Here is a 19,687-nt window from a genome sequence, read left to right as displayed (position 1 = left end):
ATTACGCTTTCCTCCTGCAGAGTCAACCTCTATTTCAGAAGTTTTTCTCCGGCGGCGCAGTCTCCTGTGCCTCTCAGCCCGTTTCCCGTTGCCGGTGTTCCGTGTTGATGGAGGCGCATTATAGGGAACGGCTGAGAGAGCGCAAGTGCAAACTTCAACTTTTTTACTGTTCGCCTGAAATTTGCACAAAAGCGCCGTTTTAACCCTTTTTAATGCGTCCTGGCAGCTCTGCAAGGCTATTAATTACCCAATCTGCTGCCGCTTCACCTTCAGCCGTGACCGGTTTACCGCTGCGTACCAGCACTTTGGTGCCAACACCGGCAGCCTTACCGGCCAGCATGTCTTCCAGCTTGTCACCCACCATATAAGAAGCAGCCATATCAATATGCAGTTCTTCCTGCGCCGTCAGCAACATTCCCGGCTGGGGCTTACGGCAGTCACACTCCTGACGAAACGCTTCTACTGTTGCTTCAGGATGGTGAGGACAGAAATAGATGCCATCAAGATCAACGTCGCGATCGGCCAGCGACCAGTCCATCCATTCAGTCAGCCGCATAAAGGTATCTTCGGTAAACATACCGCGCGCTATGCCAGACTGATTGGTCACAACCACCAGCGCATATCCCATTGCCTTCAGTTGTTGCAGCGCTTCAATCGTACCGTCAATAAACTGGAAGTCATCGATCTCATGGACATAGCCATTATCGACATTAAGGGTGCCATCACGATCAAGAAAAATAGCGGGGACTTTATTCGCCACGTAGAAACTCCTGCTGTAAAAATTGCCAATCAGTATCGCATGATTGCTATAAAAGGGAGAATGTCAGATTGAATCACTTCCATTGATTTAGACGTCTGGATGCCTTAACATCCATCCAGCTTTTATCATGAATAAAAGCGACGAGGCCTCCCACACCACGGACAACGCAACACGATAATAAATAACATAATGATTAAACTAGAAAATATCACCAAGGTGTTTCAGCAAGGCACAAGAAGTATTCCGGCGTTAACGGATGTGAGTCTGCATGTGCCTGCCGGACAGATTTATGGCGTTATCGGCGCGTCCGGTGCCGGTAAAAGTACATTGATTCGTTGCGTTAACCTGCTGGAGCGCCCAACTTCGGGCCGCGTGCTGGTCGATGGATCTGATTTAACCGCACTCAACGAACGTCAGTTAACCCAGGCCCGCCGCCAGATCGGAATGATCTTTCAGCATTTCAACCTGATGAACTCCCGGACCGTCGCAGGCAACGTCTCTCTGCCACTGGAACTCGGTAATCTCTCCCGCGCTCAGATCAACGCTCGCGTCACTGAGCTGCTGGAACTGGTGGGATTATCAGATAAGCATGATGCGTGGCCCGCCAATCTGTCGGGCGGACAAAAGCAGCGTGTCGCGATTGCCCGTGCCCTGGCCAGCAATCCCAAGGTCCTGCTGTGTGATGAAGCCACCAGCGCACTGGATCCCGCGACAACGCGATCAATTCTGGAATTGCTTAAAGACATTAATCGTCGGCTTGGCCTGACAATTCTGCTGATCACCCATGAGATGGATGTGGTGAAACGCATCTGCGATCAGGTTGCAGTCATCAGTCACGGTGAGCTGATAGAGAAAGATAGCGTCAGTGAAGTTTTCTCGCATCCCAAGACGCCTCTGGCACAGCAGTTTATTCAGTCAACGCTGCATCTGGATATCCCGGATGATTACAAGCAGCGTCTGTCTGACACCGCCGCTGAAGGCACCGTGCCTCTGCTGCGACTGGAGTTCACCGGTAAATCGGTTGATGCACCGCTGCTTTCCGAAGCGGCTCGCCGGTATAACGTCAATAACAACATTATCAGTGCCCAGATGGATTACGCCGGTGGCGTGAAGTTCGGCATTATGCTGGCCGAAATGCACGGCACAGAGGGCGATACCCGCGAGGCGATAGCCTGGCTGAAGGAGAATCGTGTGAAAGTAGAGGTGTTAGGTTATGTCTGAGGCGATGATGTGGTTGCTGGGACGGGGCGTGTGGGAAACGCTGATGATGACCTTCGTCTCGGGCTTTTTCGGTTTTGTGCTGGGACTGCCGGTCGGCGTTTTACTCTATGTGACACGGCCTGGACAGATTCTTCAGAATCAGGGGCTTTATCGCGTGCTTTCTGCGCTGGTGAATATTTTCCGCTCGATTCCTTTCATTATCTTACTGGTCTGGATGATTCCGTTTACCCGCGTGATCGTCGGCACCTCAATCGGACTGCAGGCGGCCATCGTGCCATTAACAGTCGGCGCAGCGCCATTTATTGCGCGTATGGTTGAAAACGCCCTGCTGGAACTGCCAACCGGCCTGATTGAAGCGTCACGTGCTATGGGCGCCACGCCAATGCAGATCATCCGTAAGGTTCTGCTGCCGGAAGCGATGCCAGGCCTGGTGAACGCGGCGACCATCACGCTGATTACGCTGGTCGGTTACTCCGCCATGGGTGGCGCGGTGGGTGCAGGTGGCCTGGGACAGATCGGTTATCAGTATGGTTATATCGGATATAACGCCACTGTGATGAATACGGTATTGGTGTTGTTAGTGGTTTTGGTGTATCTCATTCAATTCTGTGGCGACCGCATCGTGCGTGCTGTGTCCCATAAATAAGCAAGCAATATCACATTATTAAGAAGGAAAGGATATGTCTTTCAGATTCAAGAAAATTGCCGCTGTGGGTGCACTGATTGGCGCGATTGCGCTGGCAGGATGCGATCAAAAAGAGAAAGACCCTAACCACATCAAAGTGGGCGTGATTGTCGGTGCTGAGCAGCAGGTTGCTGAAGCAGCGCAGAAAGTGGCTAAAGATAAGTATGGTCTGGACGTTGAGCTGGTCACGTTCAACGACTACGTTCTGCCAAATGAAGCGCTGAGCAAAGGCGATATCGATGTTAACGCCTTCCAGCATAAACCTTACCTTGATCAGCAGATCAAAGATCGTGGCTACAAGCTGGTTTCAGTGGGTAATTCTTTCGTTTACCCAATCGCAGGCTATTCGAAGAAGATCAAATCACTGGATGAACTGCAGGATGGCGCGCAGGTTGCTATTCCAAACGATCCGACCAACCTGGGCCGTACGCTGCTGCTGCTGCAGAAAGTGGGTCTGATCAAACTGAAAGATGGCGTGGGCTTGCTGCCAACCTCGCTGGATATCACCGAGAACCCTAAGCATCTGAAAATTGTTGAGCTGGAAGCGCCGCAGCTGCCACGCTCACTGGACGATCAGCAGATCGCACTGGCGGTGATCAACACTACCTACGCCAGCCAGATTGGCCTGACGCCAGCGAAAGATGGTATTTTCGTCGAAGATAAAGATTCACCTTATGTGAACCTGATTGTCGCGCGTGAAGATAATAAAGATGCAGAAAACGTGAAGAAATTCGTCAAGGCTTACCAGTCTGATGAAGTCTACGCAGAAGCTAACAAAGTCTTTAACGGCGGCGCGGTTAAAGGCTGGTAATTCAGCTGTACATCTCCTTAAGGGCGGCGCTATGCCGCCCTTTCTGTTATTGGGTGCCCTGCCCGACTTGTTATTTATTCTTGTCCTTGTTTCAATAACGCCACTTTTTGAAACCTGAGGATGTTGCCATGCGTTTTTTACCGCTCTGCTTGTTAGCATTGATGCTGACAGGGTGTGTTCATGAGTATCACCCGATAAGCAGCGCACCGTCCCGGCCGCAGCAATCCAGTGAACCGACCCGCAAGCCTGTAGCGCGACCCGCCCCGGTTAAGCTCTATACCGATGCCGCCGATCTGGTCAGCAAGCCGTTCCGCGATTTGGGTGAAGTCTCCGCTGAAGATTGTCAGAGCAGCAATCAGAACTCCCCGGCCAATATCGCGACAGCACGTAAACGTCTGCAGATCAAAGCGTCACAGATGAAAGCCAATGCAGTGCTGCTGCATCAGTGTGAAATCGTCACCGGCACGCCAGGCTGCTATCGTCAGGCCGTCTGTCAGGGTTCAGCGCTGAAAGTCAGCAGTCAATGAGTGCGTTCACCTTTGCGCAAATTGGGGTAATCCATTCGCCGTGGAAAGAGAAGTTTGCCGTGCCGCGCCAGCCAGGTTTGGTCCAGGATGGCGGCGGCGAACTTCATCTGCAGCCACCTTATAATCAGCCGGAAGCAGTACGCGGGCTGGAAGCGTTCAGCCATCTCTGGTTGCTGTTTGTATTCCATCAGACGATGGAAGGTGGCTGGCGTCCCACCGTTCGCCCTCCCCGTCTGGGCGGCAATGCGCGCATGGGTGTATTCGCGACACGTTCAACGTTCCGTCCCAATCCCATTGGGATGTCGCTGGTTGAACTGAAAGGAATCAGGATTGAGAAGCAGCAGGTGATCCTGCAGCTTGGCAGTCTGGATCTGATCGATGGAACGCCGGTGGTGGATATCAAACCTTATCTGCCTTTTGCCGAAGCGCTCCCTCACGCCGAGGCGGGTTTTGCGCAGACGGCACCTGCGGCTGATATGCCGGTTCGCTTCTCCGACCTGGCCCAACAGCAACTTCACCAGCAGTCACGCTACCCCAATCTGGCACGCTTTATCAGTGAAGTGCTGGCACAGGATCCCCGCCCCGCTTACCGTCAGGGCGAAACGCAGGAGCGGGAATATGCGGCCTGGCTGATGGATTTTAATGTACGCTGGCGCATCGACGATGCCGGTACTGAAGTGATCGCTATCGACCCGCGTTAAAACCCGCTTTTGAGCCGGTGATCTCACTGGTACACTAGCCGCCAGCAAAATTCTGTCTGTGACTTTCCGATCAACTGGAATCGTAATCAATGCGTACTACTCAATATCTGCTCTCTACTCAGAAAGAGACGCCTTCCGACGCTGAAGTGATCAGCCACCAGCTGATGCTGCGCGCCGGTATGATCCGCAAACTGGCTTCTGGCTTGTACACCTGGTTACCGACCGGGGTTCGCGTGCTGAAAAAAGTTGAAAACATCGTGCGTGAAGAGATGAACAACGCGGGCGCGGTTGAGATTTTAATGCCGGTTGTGCAGCCCGCCGACCTGTGGCAGGAGAGCGGTCGCTGGGAGGAGTATGGCCCGGAACTGTTACGGATTGCCGATCGCCACGAGCGTCCGTTCGTGCTGGGTCCGACGCATGAAGAGGTGGTCACTGACCTGATCCGCAACGAGCTGAGCTCTTATAAGCAGTTGCCGCTCAATCTGTATCAGATTCAGACCAAATTCCGTGATGAAGTGCGTCCGCGTTTTGGCGTGATGCGTTCGCGCGAATTCATTATGAAAGACGCTTACTCGTTCCACACGTCACAGGCGTCGCTGCAGGAAACGTATGACGCGATGTACCACGCCTATAGCCAGATCTTCAGTCGTATGGGGCTCGATTTCCGCGCCGTGCAGGCTGATACCGGCTCTATCGGCGGCAGCGCATCACATGAGTTCCAGGTGCTGGCGCAGAGCGGTGAAGATGATGTGATCTTCTCTACCGATTCTGATTATGCCGCCAACATTGAGCTGGCCGAAGCCGTCGCTCCCGCTGGCGAACGTGCCGCGCCGTCGCAGGAGATGCAGCTGGTTGAGACGCCAGACGCAAAAACGATTGCGGAGCTGGTTGAGCAATTCAATGTGCCTGTTGAAAAAACAGTGAAAACGCTGATTGTTAAAGGTGCCGAAGAGAGCGAGCACGCGCTGGTTGCCCTGCTGGTGCGCGGCGATCATCAGCTGAATGAGATCAAAGCAGAGAAATCAGCCATCGTTGCATCGCCGCTGGTCTTCGCGACTGAAGAAGAAATTCGCGCCGCCGTCGGTGCGGGTCCGGGTTCAATCGGGCCTGTGGGTCTGCAGATGCCAATCATTGCCGACCGTACCGTGGCGAAGATGAGCGATTTCAGCGCGGGTGCCAATGTCGATGGTAAACACTACTTCGGCATTAACTGGGAGCGTGATCTGCCGCTGGCCAGCATTGCGGATATCCGTAACGTGGTCGAAGGCGATTTAAGTCCGGATGGCAAAGGTACGCTGCAGATTAAACGCGGCATCGAAGTCGGGCACATCTTCCAGCTCGGTACTAAGTATTCTGACGCACTGAAAGCATCCGTTCAGGGTGAAGACGGCCGTAATCAGGTGATGAGCATGGGCTGCTACGGTATTGGCATCACTCGCGTGGTGGCGGCAGCCATTGAGCAGAACCATGACGACCGCGGCATCATCTGGCCAGCCGCACTGGCACCTTTTGAGGTGGCAATTCTGCCAATGAACATGCAGAAATCGTTCCGCGTTAAAGAGCTGGCGGAAGAGCTGTATGCCACACTGCGTGCCAAAGGCGTTGACGTTATTCTGGATGACCGTAAAGAGCGTCCGGGCGTAATGTTCGCAGATATGGAACTGATCGGTGTGCCACACACCATCGTCATCGGCGACCGCAATCTCGATAATCAGGAGATTGAATATAAGTCACGTCGTGCTGGTGAGAAGCAGATGATAAAGCAGGATGAAATCGTCGATTTCCTGCTCAAGGCTCTGAATAAGTAAGTTCTTAGCGTTACTCAAATGCCCCGCCTGCGGGGCGTTTTTTATTGTACCTTGCCGCGCATCGATTTGGTCGAACTGCGGCGGGCTTTTCCTTCCAGACGACGCTCTTTCGAAGCCCGTGTCGGCCGCGTGGCGCGCCGGGCTTTTTCAACGGTACTCAACTCCCGGATCAAATTGACCAGACGTTGTAGCGCCGCTTCACGATTCATCTCCTGACTGCGGTACTCCTGCGCCTTAATCACCACGACGCCCTCAACAGTAATCAAATGGTGGCTGGCGGTGAGCAACCTCTCTTTATAAAACGCAGGCAGTGAAGAGGCAGCAATATCGAAACGCAGATGAATAGCAGTGCTGGCTTTGTTGACGTGTTGTCCGCCTGCGCCCTGAGCACGAATCGCCGTCAGCTCAATCTCACTCTCCGGAATCTCAACCGAACGGGATAGCATAATCATTGGCTTGCTCCCCACACCTTAACCACGTTGACCTCCGATAGCCTGTTCATCAAATTAACCTTTTGTGCTCTGATTCATTCCGCTTCAGACAGCGGAATCTGTCACTTTAGCAGTGTTTCACGCACGGTTCCTGCTTTACACAAGCTGATTTCCTCTAAATGGCTATGATATAGTCGCCAGTTAACCAGAGTATTCATGCTCTGCCGAGGAGGGCCACGTGCAAAATTATTGTGAGTTAGTTCGCCGGAAGTATGCCGAAATCGGCAGCGGGGATTTAGGTTACATACCGGATGCGATTGGCTGCGCATTGAAGGCACTTAATGATGTTGCCGCAAATACTGAGCTAAACTCTTCTGTCAGGGAACAGGCGGCCTATGCCGCTGCTAACTTATTGGTGAGCGACTATGTTGATAAATGAAGCGTACCAACCTATCAATTGCGATGATTACGATAATCTGGAACTCGCCTGCCAGAACAAATGGATGCTTTCGCTGGAAATGAAAGATGGCGAGCAGCTTAAGGCAAAGGCTAAAGAGATTTTTTCACGAAAAAACGTGGAATATCTGGCTATCGATCTCTCTGGTGAACATCGCGAATTACGTCTCGACCATATCGCCAGTTTTACCCATCCAGAGTTGGGTACAGTCGTTGTCAGCGCAGAGTAAGAAACGCATCACGGGCGGGACCTTCCCGCCCTGTTAAACCTCAGGGCTGCAACGAACTGTAATATGCCGCCAGATCCGCTATATCGCCGTCACTCAACCCCGCCACAAACGCCTTCATCACCTCAGCCTGACCCCCACTGCGCTCGCCCTTTTTATACGCCTGCAGCGCATGTTCCAGATAAGGTGCGTGCTGCCCGGCCAGATTGGGGTAAAGAGGCACCACCGCTTTCCCCTCTGCGCCATGACAGGCTATGCAACGCCCAGCTTTCTGCGCACCACGCTGCGCATCACCCGCAGCCCACGCCGGTAACACAACCGCCACTAAACAGGCGACAAGCCATTGCTTCATTGTTGTTCTCCTGCGCTGGATGCCCTGTCCCAGACTATCTGCCAGCCCTGCTGATCACTGGCCGCGCCAGCATGGGTAACAAACAGATTCGGAACACAGATCAGCGTCTGGTTATAAAAGATTAACGGCAACCGTTCTCGCTGCCACGGCGGTATCTGTAACTCCTGCCACAGCTTTTTCATTTCCCTTCCACCATGACGCCCCACCGGATGAACTTGACCCTGCGCCTGAAATCGCACGCTGACCTGCTCATCCGGCTGAGGATAGCGCAGCAGGCTTTGCGACTGGCTGGCACGCAGCGTGCCCAGGTTCTGCGGTAACGTCAGCGGCTGGAAGAGATCGAGCCATGCCAGCTCGGTGCCGCGCAATGAACTCAACAACGGCAGCCAGTAGAGTTGCTGACGGTAACGACGGAGTTCAGACTGACCGAATCGCAGCCGGGGCTGCGCGTCCTCCCGACTCACCATCACTTCATCGCGAATGCGTTTCAGCGCGTCACGGGATGGCATCGCTCCCCCCTGCCCGGCAATCCAGCGGCGCAATAACGCATTAGCACGCAGCTCACTCATGGCCATCAAGGGCGGAAAGTGCAGGCTGCCATCTGGCTGGATGAGCTCAGCCAGTTGGCCGGCGAGCAGTTCATCCAGTAACTGCTCCTGCTCACTGCACAACGCCGCACTTCGGGCTGTCGCTTCGGCAAAATGGGGCCAGCGCTGGTATAACTCAGGCAACAGCCGCTGACGGAGGAAATTACGGTCATAGCGTTGATCCTGATTGCTTTCATCCTCAATCCACACCAGCTGATGGGCGTCGGCATAAGTTTCAAGCGACAGTCTCGACTGATTCAGCAGCGGACGTATCAGTTGATGAGAATCCAGCGCACGCACGGCGGGCATCGCCGCCAGCCCGGCCGGACCACTGCCGCGCTTCAGCGCCAGCATAAAAGTTTCACACTGATCGTCGAGGTGCTGCGCGGTGAGTAACACCTCGCCCGGCTGCAGTGCCGCACTCAGTGCCTGATAACGGGCGACGCGGGCAGCGGCTTCAATGCCGTTTTCCCTGCCATCCACCGTGACGCGCAGTACCTCACACGGCAGCTGCCACTGCTCGCATACCGACAGGCAATGTGCTGCCCAGCGGTCAGCATTCGGGCTGAGCCCGTGGTGAACATGCAGCGCCCGCAGATGTGAATGAGAATGCTGCGCCTGCCAGTCGCGAAGCTGATGCAGCAGCACGGTTGAATCGAGTCCGCCACTGAAGGCGACCACCAGCGCGGCATCAGGTTGCAACAGAGCGTCAAAAGCGGGCAAAGGCATGGCAGAATCCAGAAAATCGGGCCACTGCATGTCGCCCGCTGAGTGCGCTATTTTACGCCTGATAAAGCTCCAGCGGCAAACCATCCGGATCGGCAAAAAACGTACATTGTTTACCGGTCAGTTCATCAATGCGAATCGGCTCGCAAATTACGCCTTTACTGGCCAGCGTGGCGACAGCGGCGGCTACATCCGGCACGGTAAAGGCCAGATGACGCAGGCCACACGCTTCAGGATGACTGACACGCGCTGGCGGCTCAGGAAAAGAGAACAGCTCAATGGTATAGCGATCCTGTAAGGCCAGGTCGCCTTTCCAGGAGTCGCGCGCCTCACGGTAATATTCGCCCATCAGACGAAAGCCCAGCACGTCACAATAGAACGCTTTGCTGCGCGGATAGTCAGAAGCGATGATGGCGATGTGGTGAATAGCGGTTAACTGCAACATAGTGGATATCCTGATTCGGGCAGGCTGTCCGCAGACACCCTGCCGCTGTTGGTCGTTTAAAGGTTTATGCGGGATCGTTTTTCAGCACGCGGACGCGGTACTCGCCTTCTTCCGTCAGGCTGGCACCGTGAATATCCGTTTCGAAACCCGGATAATGCCGGCCAATACTGCACAGCATCAGCAGGAAATCGAGCACGGCCCGGCTCTTTTCGGTGATCATCTCTCCCGGCATCACCACTGGAACGCCTGGTGGATAAGGCAGGATCATGTTGGCCGACACCCGCCCGACCAGTTCACTGAGATCCACCGTTTCGATGTTGCCCTTCACCTGTTGCTGAAACGCCTGATGCGGCGTCATCTTCATTTCGGGCAGCACATCAAACGCCTGCAGCATCAGACGCGGCAAATCGTGATGGCGTATCAGCTGATGGATCCCCTGCGCCAGCGTCTGAATGCGCATATTGCGATAGAAGTCGGGATCTTCGGCATAGAGATCCGGCAGCATATTCTTCACCCGCAGATTGAGATCGTAGGCGCGTTTAAACTCGGTCAGACCGCGCAGTACGCTCATCGCTTTAGTTTTGTCGATGCCGATACTGAACAGGAACAGCAGGTTGTAGGGGCCCGTTTTCTCTACCACGATGCCGCGCTCATCAAGAAACTTCGCCACCAGCGCCGCCGGGATCCCCTCGTCTGCCATCTCTCCCAGCTCGCTCATACCCGGCGTCAGGATAGTGACTTTGATCGGATCGAGGTACATGTGATCGCGATCGGCCTGAGTAAATCCGTGCCACTCTTCTTCACCGGGCTGGATCGCCCAGCACTGCGCTTCGTCGATCTGTTCCGGCTGCCAGATATCGAAGAACCAGCTGTCGGACTCTTCGCGCAGGCGCTGGATCTCACGACGAAAATGCAGCGCGCGCTCCACCGAGCGATTGATCAGTCGCTTGCCGGGATTACCGCGCAGCATCGCCGCAGCGGTTTCAATCGAAGAGACAATGGCGTAATTAGGCGAAGTGGTGGTGTGCATCATGTAGGCTTCGTTAAACGTCTGTTCGTCGTAGTCGCCTTTAATGTGAATCATGGACGCCTGCGAAAACGCCGCCAGCAATTTGTGGGTCGATTGCGTTTCATACACCACTTTTCCGGGTATGCGGTCACCACTCATGCCGCTTTTACCGGCGTAGATCGGATGGAAATTAGTGTAAGGCACCCAGGCGGAATCGAAATGAATCGACGGCACATCCAGCGTCTCTTTGATGTACTGGGTGTTGTAGAGCAAGCCATCGTAAGTGGAGTTGGTGATCACCGCATGAACCGGCCAGGTGCCGCGTTCTGTCGTCGCCACCTTCTGCGTAATACTCTCGCGGGTAAATTCATGCTTCGGGATACCGCCGAGAATCCCCAGCGCATTGCGCGTCGGCTTCAGCCAGATCGGAACCAGATCGCTCATCATCAGCAGATGAGTTAGCGACTTGTGGCAGTTACGATCGATCAGCACGGTGCTGCCCGCTGGTGCGGCATACATGCCGACAATTTTGTTCGACGTTGAGGTGCCGTTGGTCACCATGTAACTCTGCTCGGCGCCAAAAGTACGAGCGATGTACTCTTCGGCTTCAAGATGCGGACCCGTGTGATCCAGCAGCGACCCCAGCTCAGTAACGGAAATTGAGATGTCTGACTTCAGGGTATTGGCCCCGAAGAAATCATAAAACAGGCAGCCTACCGGGCTCTTCTGAAACGCGGTGCCCGCCATATGTCCCGGCGTACAGAAGGTGTACTTGCCCTCTTTCACATAGGTGAACAGCGCTTTGGTCAGCGGTGGCGTAATGTGGTCGAGATAGTCATCGGTATACTGCCGGATGTGCAGCGCAATATCGTCGGCAGCATTCAGCGCATACTCAAAGAAGTGCAGCGGCATGCGCATCTCATTGATGCTGATGTCCATCTGCGAGTGGGTGTTGATAAAGGCATACAGTGGCAGGTATTCGTTGAGCTGATTAATCTCACCGCACAGTTCCGGACTGTTGTGCGTGTCCCAGTCGAAGATGACACCGCTGATACGCGGATTGTGTTCGATCAGTTTAAGCAAATCGTCACTGTTTTTGGGGTAAAGCAGCTGGAAGCCTTGCAGATTTAACGCCGCGTCGAGTTCGCGTAACGGTTCATCTTTGTAAAACACGCCGTGCGCGCCCATGATCGCCAGAATATTCAATGCCCATCTCCGTGATTGTTGTACAACCGGACAAGCATAACCGCTAACCAGGGGAAGGTGTAGCAAGGGGACGATCGGATGAGACTGAAAGGCCTCGGACAGGATGCGGAGAAAAACGGCGGCATAAAAAAAGCGGACCGAAGTCCGCTTTTATTGATGAGGCTAAATCAGGCGTAGCCGTAGCTCATCAGGCGCTGATAACGACGATCCAGCAGCTCTTCAGTGCTTAATCCATCGAGATCGGCCAGGTCAGCCAGCAGCTGCTGCTTAAGTGACTGCGCCATATCAACCGGAAGGCGATGTGCGCCACCCAGCGGCTCAGGGATCACTGAGTCAATCAGCTTCAGCTCTTTCAGACGGTGAGCGGTAATGCCCATCGCTTCAGCAGCCAGCGGCGCTTTGTCTGCGCTTTTCCACAGAATCGAGGCACAGCCTTCCGGCGAGATCACTGAATAGGTACTGTACTGAAGCATATTCACTTTATCGCCCACGCCAATCGCCAGCGCACCACCTGAACCGCCCTCTCCAATCACCGTACAGATGACCGGTACTTTCAGGCCAGACATTTCACGCAGGTTACGGGCGATCGCTTCAGACTGCCCACGCTCTTCCGCGCCCACGCCAGGATACGCACCCGGTGTGTCGATGAAGGTGATGATTGGCATTTTGAAACGCTCAGCCATCTCCATCAGGCGCAGCGCTTTGCGATAGCCTTCGGGTGCAGGCATGCCGAAATTACGGCGAATCTTCTCTTTGGTTTCACGGCCTTTCTGGTGCCCGATGATCATCACCGGACGTCCATCAAGACGCGCAATCCCGCCCACAATCGCTTTGTCATCCGCATAAGCACGGTCGCCTGCCAGCTCATCGAAATCGTCGAAGGCATTGCGAACGTAGTCAAACGTGTAAGGACGTAACGGATGACGCGCCAGTTGAGCAATCTGCCATGCGCCCAAATCGGCGAAGATTTTACGGGTCAACTCAACGCTTTTCTCACGCAGACGCTGAACTTCTTCATCCAGATTAACGTGTTTATCATCCTGACGACCAATTGAGGTCAGCGAATCGATCTTCGCTTCCAGTTCTGCAATTGGCTGTTCAAAATCCAGGTAATTAAGACTCATAATGTTCCTGTTCTAGTCAAACTCCAGTTCCACCTGCTCCGATCCAATCAACGAGCGCAGATCGTTAAGTAAACGATCGCTGGGCGAAACTCGCCACGCTGCACCAAAGCGCAGCTTCGCTCGCGCGTCGGCTCTCTGATAGTAGAGATTCACCGGAATAGTCCCTGATCGATGAGGTTCCAGGGACTGACGGAGCCGGTTTAATAGCTGGTCATCAATTTGCCTGTCCGTCAGCGAGATAGCAAGTCCGCGCGCGTATTTTTCGCGAGCTTCGTCGATGTCCATGACTTCACGAGCGGTCATTTTAAGCCCACCACTGAAGTCATCAAAGCTGACCTGTCCGCTAACGATCAGGATTCGGTCTTTCTCCAGCAACTGCTGGTATTTATCTAACGCATCGGTAAATAACATCACCTCAAGACGACCGGAGCGATCGTCAAGAGTACAGATACCAATTCGGTTGCCGCGTTTGGTGACCATTACCCGTGCGGCGATCACCAGACCGGCCGCCACTGTAATTTTACCCCGATCGGTAGGATGCATATCTTTCAGCCGCACCCCGCCAACGTAACGCTCAATTTCTTTCAGATACTGATTAATCGGATGGCCGGTAAGGTATAGCCCCAGCGTTTCCCGCTCGCCATCCAGTTGCACCTGTTCAGGCCATGGCGTGACGCTGGCATACGACTTCTCAACCTGCTCCGGCTCTTCTGCCAGCACGCCAAACATATCCGCCTGGCCAATCGCTTCGGCTTTCGCATGCTGATCGGCGGCTTTTAACGCGTCACTGAGTGAACTCATCAGCGCCGCACGATGCGGTCCAAGGCGATCAAATGCCCCGGACATGATCAGCTTCTCCATCACCCGACGGTTGATCTTTTTGGTGTCGGTACGGGCGCAGAGATCAAACAGCTCGCGGAAATAGCCGCCTTCATTACGGGCATCAATGATCGCTTCGATCGGGCCTTCACCCACGCCTTTGATCGCGCCGATTCCGTAGACGATCTCACCCGCGTCATTGACGTGGAAGGGATAAAGACCGGAGTTAATATCGGGCGGCAGGACTTTCAGCCCCATCCGCCAGCACTCATCGACCAGACCAACCACCTTCTCGGTGTTATCCATATCGGCGGTCATTACCGCCGCCATGAACTCTGCCGGATAGTGCGCTTTCAGCCACAGGGTCTGGTAGGAAACCAGTGCGTAAGCCGCAGAGTGTGACTTGTTAAAGCCATAACCTGCAAATTTTTCTACCAGATCGAAGATCTTCATCGACAGTTCGCCGTCGATACCCATGCTTTCGGCGCCGTCACGGAATACGGAACGCTGTTTGGCCATCTCTTCGGGTTTCTTTTTACCCATGGCGCGACGCAGCATATCTGCACCACCCAGGGTGTAACCGGAGAGAACCTGGGCGATCTGCATCACCTGTTCCTGATAGAGGATGATGCCGTAGGTTGGCTCCAGTACTGGCTTCAGACTTTCGTGCTGCCACTGGATATCAGGATAAGAGATCGCTTCACGGCCATGTTTACGGTCAATGAAGTTATCTACCATGCCCGACTGTAGTGGACCGGGACGGAATAGCGCTACCAGTGCGATCATATCTTCAAAGCAGTCAGGCTTCAGACGCTTAATCAGATCTTTCATGCCGCGCGATTCAAGCTGGAATACCGCAGTGGTTTCCGAGCGCTGTAGCATGTCGAAACTTTTCTTATCATCCAGCGGGATAGAAGCGATGTCGATCGGCTCCAGACCCTGTTTTTCCCGGCGCGGATTGATCATCTTCAGTGCCCAGTCGATGATCGTCAGCGTACGCAAACCCAGGAAGTCGAACTTCACCAGGCCAGCATATTCCACGTCATTTTTATCGAACTGGGTGACCGGGAACTGCCCATGCTCATCGCAGTAGAGCGGCGCAAAATCGGTGATCTTCGTGGGCGCAATGACCACGCCACCTGCATGTTTACCCGCGTTTCGCGTAACCCCTTCCAGCTTACGCGCCATGTCGATCAGCGCTTTAACCTCTTCATCTGCGTCATACATCGCAGGAAGCTGCGGTTCAGCGATAAACGCTTTTTCCAGCGTCATGCCGGGATCGGGCGGTATCAGTTTTGAAATGCGATCGACAAAGCCGTAAGGATGACCCAGCACACGGCCCACATCGCGGATGACCGCTTTGGCCGCCATGGTGCCGAAGGTAATAATCTGGGAAACCGCTTCACGTCCATACATATCTGCGACGTGTTCGATCACCTGATCGCGCTTCTCCATGCAGAAGTCGACGTCAAAGTCGGGCATCGAGACACGTTCCGGGTTCAGAAAACGTTCGAACAGCAGGTCAAATTCCAGCGGATCGATATCGGTGATTTTCAGCGCATAGGCCACCAATGAACCAGCACCGGAGCCACGACCCGGCCCGACCGGCACGCCGTTATCTTTGGACCACTGGATGAACTCCATTACGATCAGGAAGTAACCAGGGAATCCCATCTGGTTAATAACGGTGAGCTCAATCTCCAGACGCTCATCATATTCCGGACGTTTATCCAGACGTTCAGCTTCGTCCGGGAACAGGAACGCCAGACGCTCTTCCAGGCCCTCACGGGATTTCACCACCAGATAATCTTCAGTAGTCATGTCGCCGGTCGGGAACTGCGGCAGGAAATACTCGCCCAGTCGCACCGTCACATTACAACGCTTAGCAATCTCTACGCTGTTTTCAAGCGCTTCCGGGATGTCCGAAAACAGCTCACACATCTCCTCTTCGCTGCGCATATATTGCTGAGGACTGTAGTTGCGCGGACGCTTGGGATCATCCAGCGTATAGCCATCATGAATGGCAACGCGAATTTCATGCGCATCGAAGTCTTCTGCATTGATAAAACAGACTTCATTGGTGGCAACGACCGGTATTCCCTCTGCGATCGCCAGTTCAACTGCCGCATGCAGATAGCTCTCTTCGTCCTGACGACCGGTACGAATCAGCTCCAGATAATAGCGGTCGGGAAAATGCTGCTGATAAAACGAAAGACACTGCGAAACCAGGGCATTGTTACCGCGCAACAGGCTGCGACCCACATCACCACGGCGTCCACCCGACAGCAGAATTAATCCTTCCTGCAATTCAATCAGCCAGTCGCGATCAATGATGGGGCCGTCGACGCCATAACCACGCTGATAGGCGCGGGAGATCAGCAGCGTCAGATTCTGATATCCAATATTGCTGGATGCCAGCACGGTAAGCTGTGTCAGTTCATCGCCCATCAGCTCACTGGCAACGTTGAAATCAGCACCAATGACCGGCTTTATCCCTGCGCTGTGTGCACCACCGTAAAATTTCACCAGGCCACAGAGGTTAGTGAAGTCGGTAATCGCTATCGCAGGCATGCCAAGGGCTGCCGCCTTCTTGATCAACGGCCCGGTTTTCGCCAGGCCATCAACCATAGAATAGTCACTGTGGACACGCAGATGTATAAAACGGGGTTCAGCCATATCAGTTTCCGGTTAAAACAGCGTCAGGCTATTAAAGCGTAAGGGTCTGGCGGGCAGCCAGTACTTCAGCATCGAGCAGCGCATTGCGTACGGGCGCAAAACTGCGACGGTGGTGCGGCGTGACGCCATATTGCGTCAGTTTTTCCATATGCAGCGCCGTCGGATAACCTTTGTGCTGCGCAAAACCATACTGCGGGAACAGCAGGTCCAGTTCGGCCATTTCACGATCACGCGATACTTTGGCGATGATCGATGCCGCACTGATTTCGGCAATCAGGCTATCCCCTTTGACGACGGCCTGAGAAGGCATAGCCAGTGCCGGACAACGATTTCCATCAATCAACACATAGTCGGGCTGAATACTCAGGCCAGCAACGGCGCGCTGCATCGCCAGCATGGTAGCGTGCAGAATGTTGAGCTGATCGATTTCTTCGGGTTCTGCGCGCCCCAGACTCCATGCCAGCGCTTTCTCTTTGATTTCGTCGTACAAGGCCAGGCGGCGTTTTTCCGACAGCTTCTTCGAGTCAGCCAGGCCGGTAATCGGGTTTGCCGGATCGAGGATCACAGCAGCAGTGACCACCGCGCCGACCAGCGGACCGCGACCCACTTCGTCCACTCCGGCAATCAGTCTGGCGACAGGATAGATAAAATCAGGCATTCACCAGCTCCAGTACCGCATCCGCTGCCTGCTCATCGGCGTTCCAGCGGATCTGTTGATGTAATTCATGAAACGTCTGCAGCAATGTTTCGCGCTCGGGTCCGGTATGCAACAGCGGATCTAATGCCGCGGCCAGGGCTTCAGGCTGGCACTCATCCTGCAGTAACTCTTTGACCAGCTCTCGCCCTGCCAGCAGGTTTGGCAGCGAGACGTAAGGCGTTTTCACCAGCCGTTTAGCCAGCCAGAAAGTGACCGGCTTCATGCGATACCCGACGACCATGGGGCATTTTGCCAGCATGCACTCCAGTGCGGCAGTACCGGACGCCAGGAGTGCGGCATCGCTCGCAATCATTGCTTCACGTCCCTGACCATCCAGCAGATGCATCGGCAGCTCGGGAGCGACTTCGGCTTTGATCTTCTCAAACTGTTCGCGGCGACGCGCGTTAACCAGCGGCACCACAATTTCCAGCGCCGGATAGTGACGACGCAACAATTGAGCGGTTTTAAGGAAATCAGCGCTGAGCATTTCCACTTCCGCACCCCGGCTGCCGGGCAGCAGGGCCAGACAGAGCGCATCATCGGCAATGCTGAGATGACGGCGTGCAGCCAGTTTATCAGGTTGCAGCGGCATGGCATCCGCCATGGTGTGACCGATAAAGCGGCAGGGAACGTTATAGCGATCGTAGAAGGCTTTTTCAAACGGCAGGAAGGCGAGCACCAGATCGGTGTTACGACCAATCTTAAACACGCGTTTTTGACGCCATGCCCACACTGATGGACTGACATAGTGGATAGTGCGAATGCCCGTTTGTTTGAGATTGCCTTCCAGCGTGATATTAAAATCGGGCGCATCAATGCCGACAAAGACATCAGGTCTGAGTTCGGTAAAGCGCTGCGTGAGATCACGGCGGATTGTCAGCAGACGTCGCAGGCGACCCAGCACCTCAACGATGCCCATTACCGCCAGCTCTTCCATCTCATACCAGGCTTCACACCCTTCTGCCTGCATCAGTGGCCCCGCCACGCCGACAAAGCGTGCATCAGGGTGGCGGGTTTTGAGGGCTCGAATCAGACCTGCACCAAGAATATCGCCGGAGGTTTCTCCGGCGACCAGGGCAATCGTTAAAGGACGCGCTGACATGGTATTAACGAATTAATCCACGAGTTGAACGGGTGAAGAAGTCGTAGAAAGGCTGCACTTCGCTGTGCTGCTGCGCGATGGCTTCGATCTCAGGCTTCACTTCTTCAAGCGTTCTGCCGCTGCGATAGAGCAGCTTGTAGGCGTTGCGAATCGCGTGCAACGACTCTTTACTGAAGCCACGGCGTTTAAGACCTTCGATATTGATCCCGAACGGCGTAGCGTGGTTGCCTTGCGCAATAACGTAAGGTGGCACATCCTGCGCCACGCCGGAACAGCCACCTACCATCACGTGAGCACCGATGATGCACCACTGATGTACCGCTGTCATGCCGCCAATAATGGCGAAATCATCGACCGTGACATGGCCACCCAGGGTAGCGTTGTTGGCGAAGATACAGCGGTTGCCAATCACGCAGTCATGCGCGATGTGGACATTCACCATCAGCAGATTATCGCTGCCCACAGTGGTGACATGGCCACCCTGAGTGGTGCCGCGATGAATCGTCACGCTTTCACGGATGCGGTTGCGATCTCCGATCTCTACCCGTGTTGGCTCACCGGCATATTTCAGATCCTGATTCACTTCGCCAATCGAGGCGAACTGATAGATCTGATTATCTTTACCGATACGCGTGTGGCCGTTTACCACAACGTGTGACTTCAGTACCGTTCCCTCACCGATCTCAACATTCGCGCCAATAAAGCAAAACGGGCCAATGTGAACACGGGCGCCAATGACAGCGCCCTCTTCGATGACAGAACTGGGATGGATAGTGGCTGTTGGATCAATCACGAATTATGCCTCCCGGCTGCGGGCACACATCATGGTCGCTTCACAAACGATTTTACCGTCGACAGTCGCCACGCCTTTAAAGCGAGTCAGACCACGGCGGGTTTTCTCGAAAGTGACTTCCATGATCATTTGGTCACCTGGTACCACAGGGCGCTTGAAGCGGGCACTGTCGATACCGGCAAAGTAATAGAGTTCGCCTGGCTCCAGTTTACCTACGCTTTTAAACGCCAGAATACCGGTAGCCTGCGCCATCGCTTCCAGGATCAGAACGCCAGGAAAAATCGGTTTACCAGGGAAGTGCCCCTGGAAAAACGGTTCATTAACAGAAACGTTCTTCACTGCACGCAGGTATTTGTGCTCTTCAAATTCGAGCACGCGATCTACCAGCAGAAACGGATAGCGGTGCGGCAGCAGCTCTAAAATCTCTTCAATTTTCAGAGTATGAGTTTCAGTAGTCAAAATACTCTTCCTGTCCTAAAAATCTGATGACATCAATAACACGGCCTGCACAGATCAAAATGATC

At 54.2% G+C, this 19,687-nt stretch carries 20 protein-coding genes; 8 read left to right on the top strand and 12 right to left on the bottom strand.

Annotation, left to right across the window (positions count from 1 at the left end):
- Positions 1–199 precede the first annotated feature (199 nt).
- Entirely contained in the window at positions 200–760 is a 561-nt protein-coding gene (gmhB, locus tag HZZ01_RS12730) for a D-glycero-beta-D-manno-heptose 1,7-bisphosphate 7-phosphatase (RefSeq protein ID WP_179897816.1), read from the bottom strand.
- Between the two features lie 189 nt (positions 761–949).
- Between gmhB and metN the strand changes: the two genes are divergently transcribed.
- The 6 genes from metN to proS all read left to right on the top strand — a co-directional run bounded on the left by metN (position 950) and on the right by proS (position 6,513).
- Positions 950–1,981 carry a methionine ABC transporter ATP-binding protein MetN gene (metN, locus tag HZZ01_RS12725; protein ID WP_179897814.1) on the top strand — a complete coding sequence of 344 codons (1,032 nt, stop codon included), beginning with the start codon at positions 950–952 and terminating at the stop codon, positions 1,979–1,981.
- A complete protein-coding gene (locus HZZ01_RS12720) occupies positions 1,974–2,627 on the top strand; it encodes a methionine ABC transporter permease MetI (RefSeq protein ID WP_031375299.1) in 654 nt (217 codons plus the stop codon). The genes metN and HZZ01_RS12720 overlap by 8 nt, the downstream gene beginning before the upstream one ends.
- Positions 2,628–2,661: 34 nt before the next feature.
- Positions 2,662–3,477: a MetQ/NlpA family lipoprotein gene (locus tag HZZ01_RS12715; protein ID WP_090964440.1), complete on the top strand. Its 816-nt coding sequence runs from the start codon at positions 2,662–2,664 to the stop codon at positions 3,475–3,477.
- 128 nt (positions 3,478–3,605) lie between these two features.
- Entirely contained in the window at positions 3,606–4,004 is a 399-nt protein-coding gene (gene rcsF / locus HZZ01_RS12710) for an Rcs stress response system protein RcsF (protein WP_179897812.1), read from the top strand.
- Entirely contained in the window at positions 4,001–4,705 is a 705-nt protein-coding gene (gene tsaA, locus HZZ01_RS12705) for a tRNA (N6-threonylcarbamoyladenosine(37)-N6)-methyltransferase TrmO (protein WP_179897810.1), read from the top strand. Before rcsF ends, tsaA begins: the two co-directional genes overlap by 4 nt.
- A gap of 89 nt (positions 4,706–4,794) precedes the next feature.
- Complete coding sequence (gene proS / locus HZZ01_RS12700; RefSeq protein ID WP_179897808.1) at positions 4,795–6,513, top strand: proline--tRNA ligase; 1,719 nt, start codon at positions 4,795–4,797, stop codon at positions 6,511–6,513.
- A 41-nt stretch (positions 6,514–6,554) separates the two neighbouring features.
- Here the strand turns inward: proS and arfB are convergent, their stop codons facing one another.
- A complete protein-coding gene (gene arfB, locus HZZ01_RS12695; RefSeq protein WP_179897806.1) occupies positions 6,555–6,965 on the bottom strand; it encodes an alternative ribosome rescue aminoacyl-tRNA hydrolase ArfB in 411 nt (136 codons plus the stop codon).
- Positions 6,966–7,182: 217 nt separating this feature from the next.
- Here arfB and HZZ01_RS12690 point away from each other — a divergent pair, with 217 nt between their 5' ends.
- On the top strand, positions 7,183–7,383 hold the full coding sequence (locus tag HZZ01_RS12690; RefSeq protein WP_010254172.1) for a YaeP family protein: 201 nt from the start codon (positions 7,183–7,185) through the stop codon (positions 7,381–7,383).
- Entirely contained in the window at positions 7,370–7,630 is a 261-nt protein-coding gene (gene rof, locus HZZ01_RS12685) for a Rho-binding antiterminator (protein ID WP_179897803.1), read from the top strand. Before HZZ01_RS12690 ends, rof begins: the two co-directional genes overlap by 14 nt.
- 40 nt (positions 7,631–7,670) lie before the next feature.
- Here rof and HZZ01_RS12680 read toward each other — a convergent pair whose 3' ends face one another.
- The 10 genes from HZZ01_RS12680 to fabZ form a co-directional block, all read right to left on the bottom strand.
- Positions 7,671–7,979, bottom strand: coding sequence for a cytochrome c (locus HZZ01_RS12680; RefSeq protein ID WP_179897800.1), 309 nt, complete (start codon positions 7,977–7,979; stop codon positions 7,671–7,673).
- Positions 7,976–9,295, bottom strand: a complete 1,320-nt coding sequence (tilS, locus tag HZZ01_RS12675) for a tRNA lysidine(34) synthetase TilS (RefSeq protein ID WP_179897798.1) — start codon at positions 9,293–9,295, stop codon at positions 7,976–7,978. Before tilS ends, HZZ01_RS12680 begins: the two co-directional genes overlap by 4 nt.
- Before the next feature lie 52 nt (positions 9,296–9,347).
- Positions 9,348–9,737: a VOC family protein gene (locus HZZ01_RS12670; RefSeq protein WP_179897796.1), complete on the bottom strand. Its 390-nt coding sequence runs from the start codon at positions 9,735–9,737 to the stop codon at positions 9,348–9,350.
- 64 nt (positions 9,738–9,801) lie between these two features.
- Positions 9,802–11,952, bottom strand: coding sequence for a lysine decarboxylase LdcC (locus HZZ01_RS12665; RefSeq protein WP_179897794.1), 2,151 nt, complete (start codon positions 11,950–11,952; stop codon positions 9,802–9,804).
- 167 nt (positions 11,953–12,119) lie between these two features.
- Complete coding sequence (accA, locus tag HZZ01_RS12660; RefSeq protein WP_179897792.1) at positions 12,120–13,076, bottom strand: acetyl-CoA carboxylase carboxyl transferase subunit alpha; 957 nt, start codon at positions 13,074–13,076, stop codon at positions 12,120–12,122.
- A 12-nt stretch (positions 13,077–13,088) separates the two neighbouring features.
- Complete coding sequence (dnaE, locus tag HZZ01_RS12655) at positions 13,089–16,571, bottom strand: DNA polymerase III subunit alpha (RefSeq protein ID WP_179897790.1); 3,483 nt, start codon at positions 16,569–16,571, stop codon at positions 13,089–13,091.
- Between the two features lie 31 nt (positions 16,572–16,602).
- Positions 16,603–17,229, bottom strand: a complete 627-nt coding sequence (gene rnhB, locus HZZ01_RS12650) for a ribonuclease HII (protein WP_179897788.1) — start codon at positions 17,227–17,229, stop codon at positions 16,603–16,605.
- Positions 17,222–18,370: a lipid-A-disaccharide synthase gene (gene lpxB, locus HZZ01_RS12645; protein WP_179897786.1), complete on the bottom strand. Its 1,149-nt coding sequence runs from the start codon at positions 18,368–18,370 to the stop codon at positions 17,222–17,224. Before lpxB ends, rnhB begins: the two co-directional genes overlap by 8 nt.
- A 4-nt stretch (positions 18,371–18,374) precedes the next feature.
- Positions 18,375–19,163 carry an acyl-ACP--UDP-N-acetylglucosamine O-acyltransferase gene (lpxA, locus tag HZZ01_RS12640; protein WP_013356847.1) on the bottom strand — a complete coding sequence of 263 codons (789 nt, stop codon included), beginning with the start codon at positions 19,161–19,163 and terminating at the stop codon, positions 18,375–18,377.
- A gap of 3 nt (positions 19,164–19,166) precedes the next feature.
- Entirely contained in the window at positions 19,167–19,622 is a 456-nt protein-coding gene (fabZ, locus tag HZZ01_RS12635; RefSeq protein ID WP_003852639.1) for a 3-hydroxyacyl-ACP dehydratase FabZ, read from the bottom strand.
- Between the last annotated feature and the right edge of the window lie 65 nt (positions 19,623–19,687).

The sequence above is a fragment of the Pantoea sp. WMus005 genome (assembly GCF_013415305.1).
Lineage (GTDB): Bacteria > Pseudomonadota > Gammaproteobacteria > Enterobacterales > Enterobacteriaceae > Pantoea > Pantoea rara.
The sequence above is the reverse complement of the archived record's forward strand: the minus strand, read 5'-3'. Positions and strand labels throughout refer to the sequence as shown.

Coding starts and splice junctions, on each gene's coding strand:
- proS (WP_179897808.1), top strand. CDS start 4,795: ATGCGTACTACTCAATATCTGCTCTCTACTCAGAAAGAGACGCCTTCC.
- tilS (WP_179897798.1), bottom strand. CDS start 9,295: ATGCCTTTGCCCGCTTTTGACGCTCTGTTGCAACCTGATGCCGCGCTG.
- rnhB (WP_179897788.1), bottom strand. CDS start 17,229: ATGCCTGATTTTATCTATCCTGTCGCCAGACTGATTGCCGGAGTGGAC.
- arfB (WP_179897806.1), bottom strand. CDS start 6,965: ATGATTATGCTATCCCGTTCGGTTGAGATTCCGGAGAGTGAGATTGAG.
- accA (WP_179897792.1), bottom strand. CDS start 13,076: ATGAGTCTTAATTACCTGGATTTTGAACAGCCAATTGCAGAACTGGAA.
- HZZ01_RS12680 (WP_179897800.1), bottom strand. CDS start 7,979: ATGAAGCAATGGCTTGTCGCCTGTTTAGTGGCGGTTGTGTTACCGGCG.
- HZZ01_RS12720 (WP_031375299.1), top strand. CDS start 1,974: ATGTCTGAGGCGATGATGTGGTTGCTGGGACGGGGCGTGTGGGAAACG.
- tsaA (WP_179897810.1), top strand. CDS start 4,001: ATGAGTGCGTTCACCTTTGCGCAAATTGGGGTAATCCATTCGCCGTGG.
- HZZ01_RS12670 (WP_179897796.1), bottom strand. CDS start 9,737: ATGTTGCAGTTAACCGCTATTCACCACATCGCCATCATCGCTTCTGAC.
- dnaE (WP_179897790.1), bottom strand. CDS start 16,571: ATGGCTGAACCCCGTTTTATACATCTGCGTGTCCACAGTGACTATTCT.
- rcsF (WP_179897812.1), top strand. CDS start 3,606: ATGCGTTTTTTACCGCTCTGCTTGTTAGCATTGATGCTGACAGGGTGT.
- metN (WP_179897814.1), top strand. CDS start 950: ATGATTAAACTAGAAAATATCACCAAGGTGTTTCAGCAAGGCACAAGA.
- rof (WP_179897803.1), top strand. CDS start 7,370: ATGTTGATAAATGAAGCGTACCAACCTATCAATTGCGATGATTACGAT.
- HZZ01_RS12715 (WP_090964440.1), top strand. CDS start 2,662: ATGTCTTTCAGATTCAAGAAAATTGCCGCTGTGGGTGCACTGATTGGC.
- lpxB (WP_179897786.1), bottom strand. CDS start 18,370: ATGTCAGCGCGTCCTTTAACGATTGCCCTGGTCGCCGGAGAAACCTCC.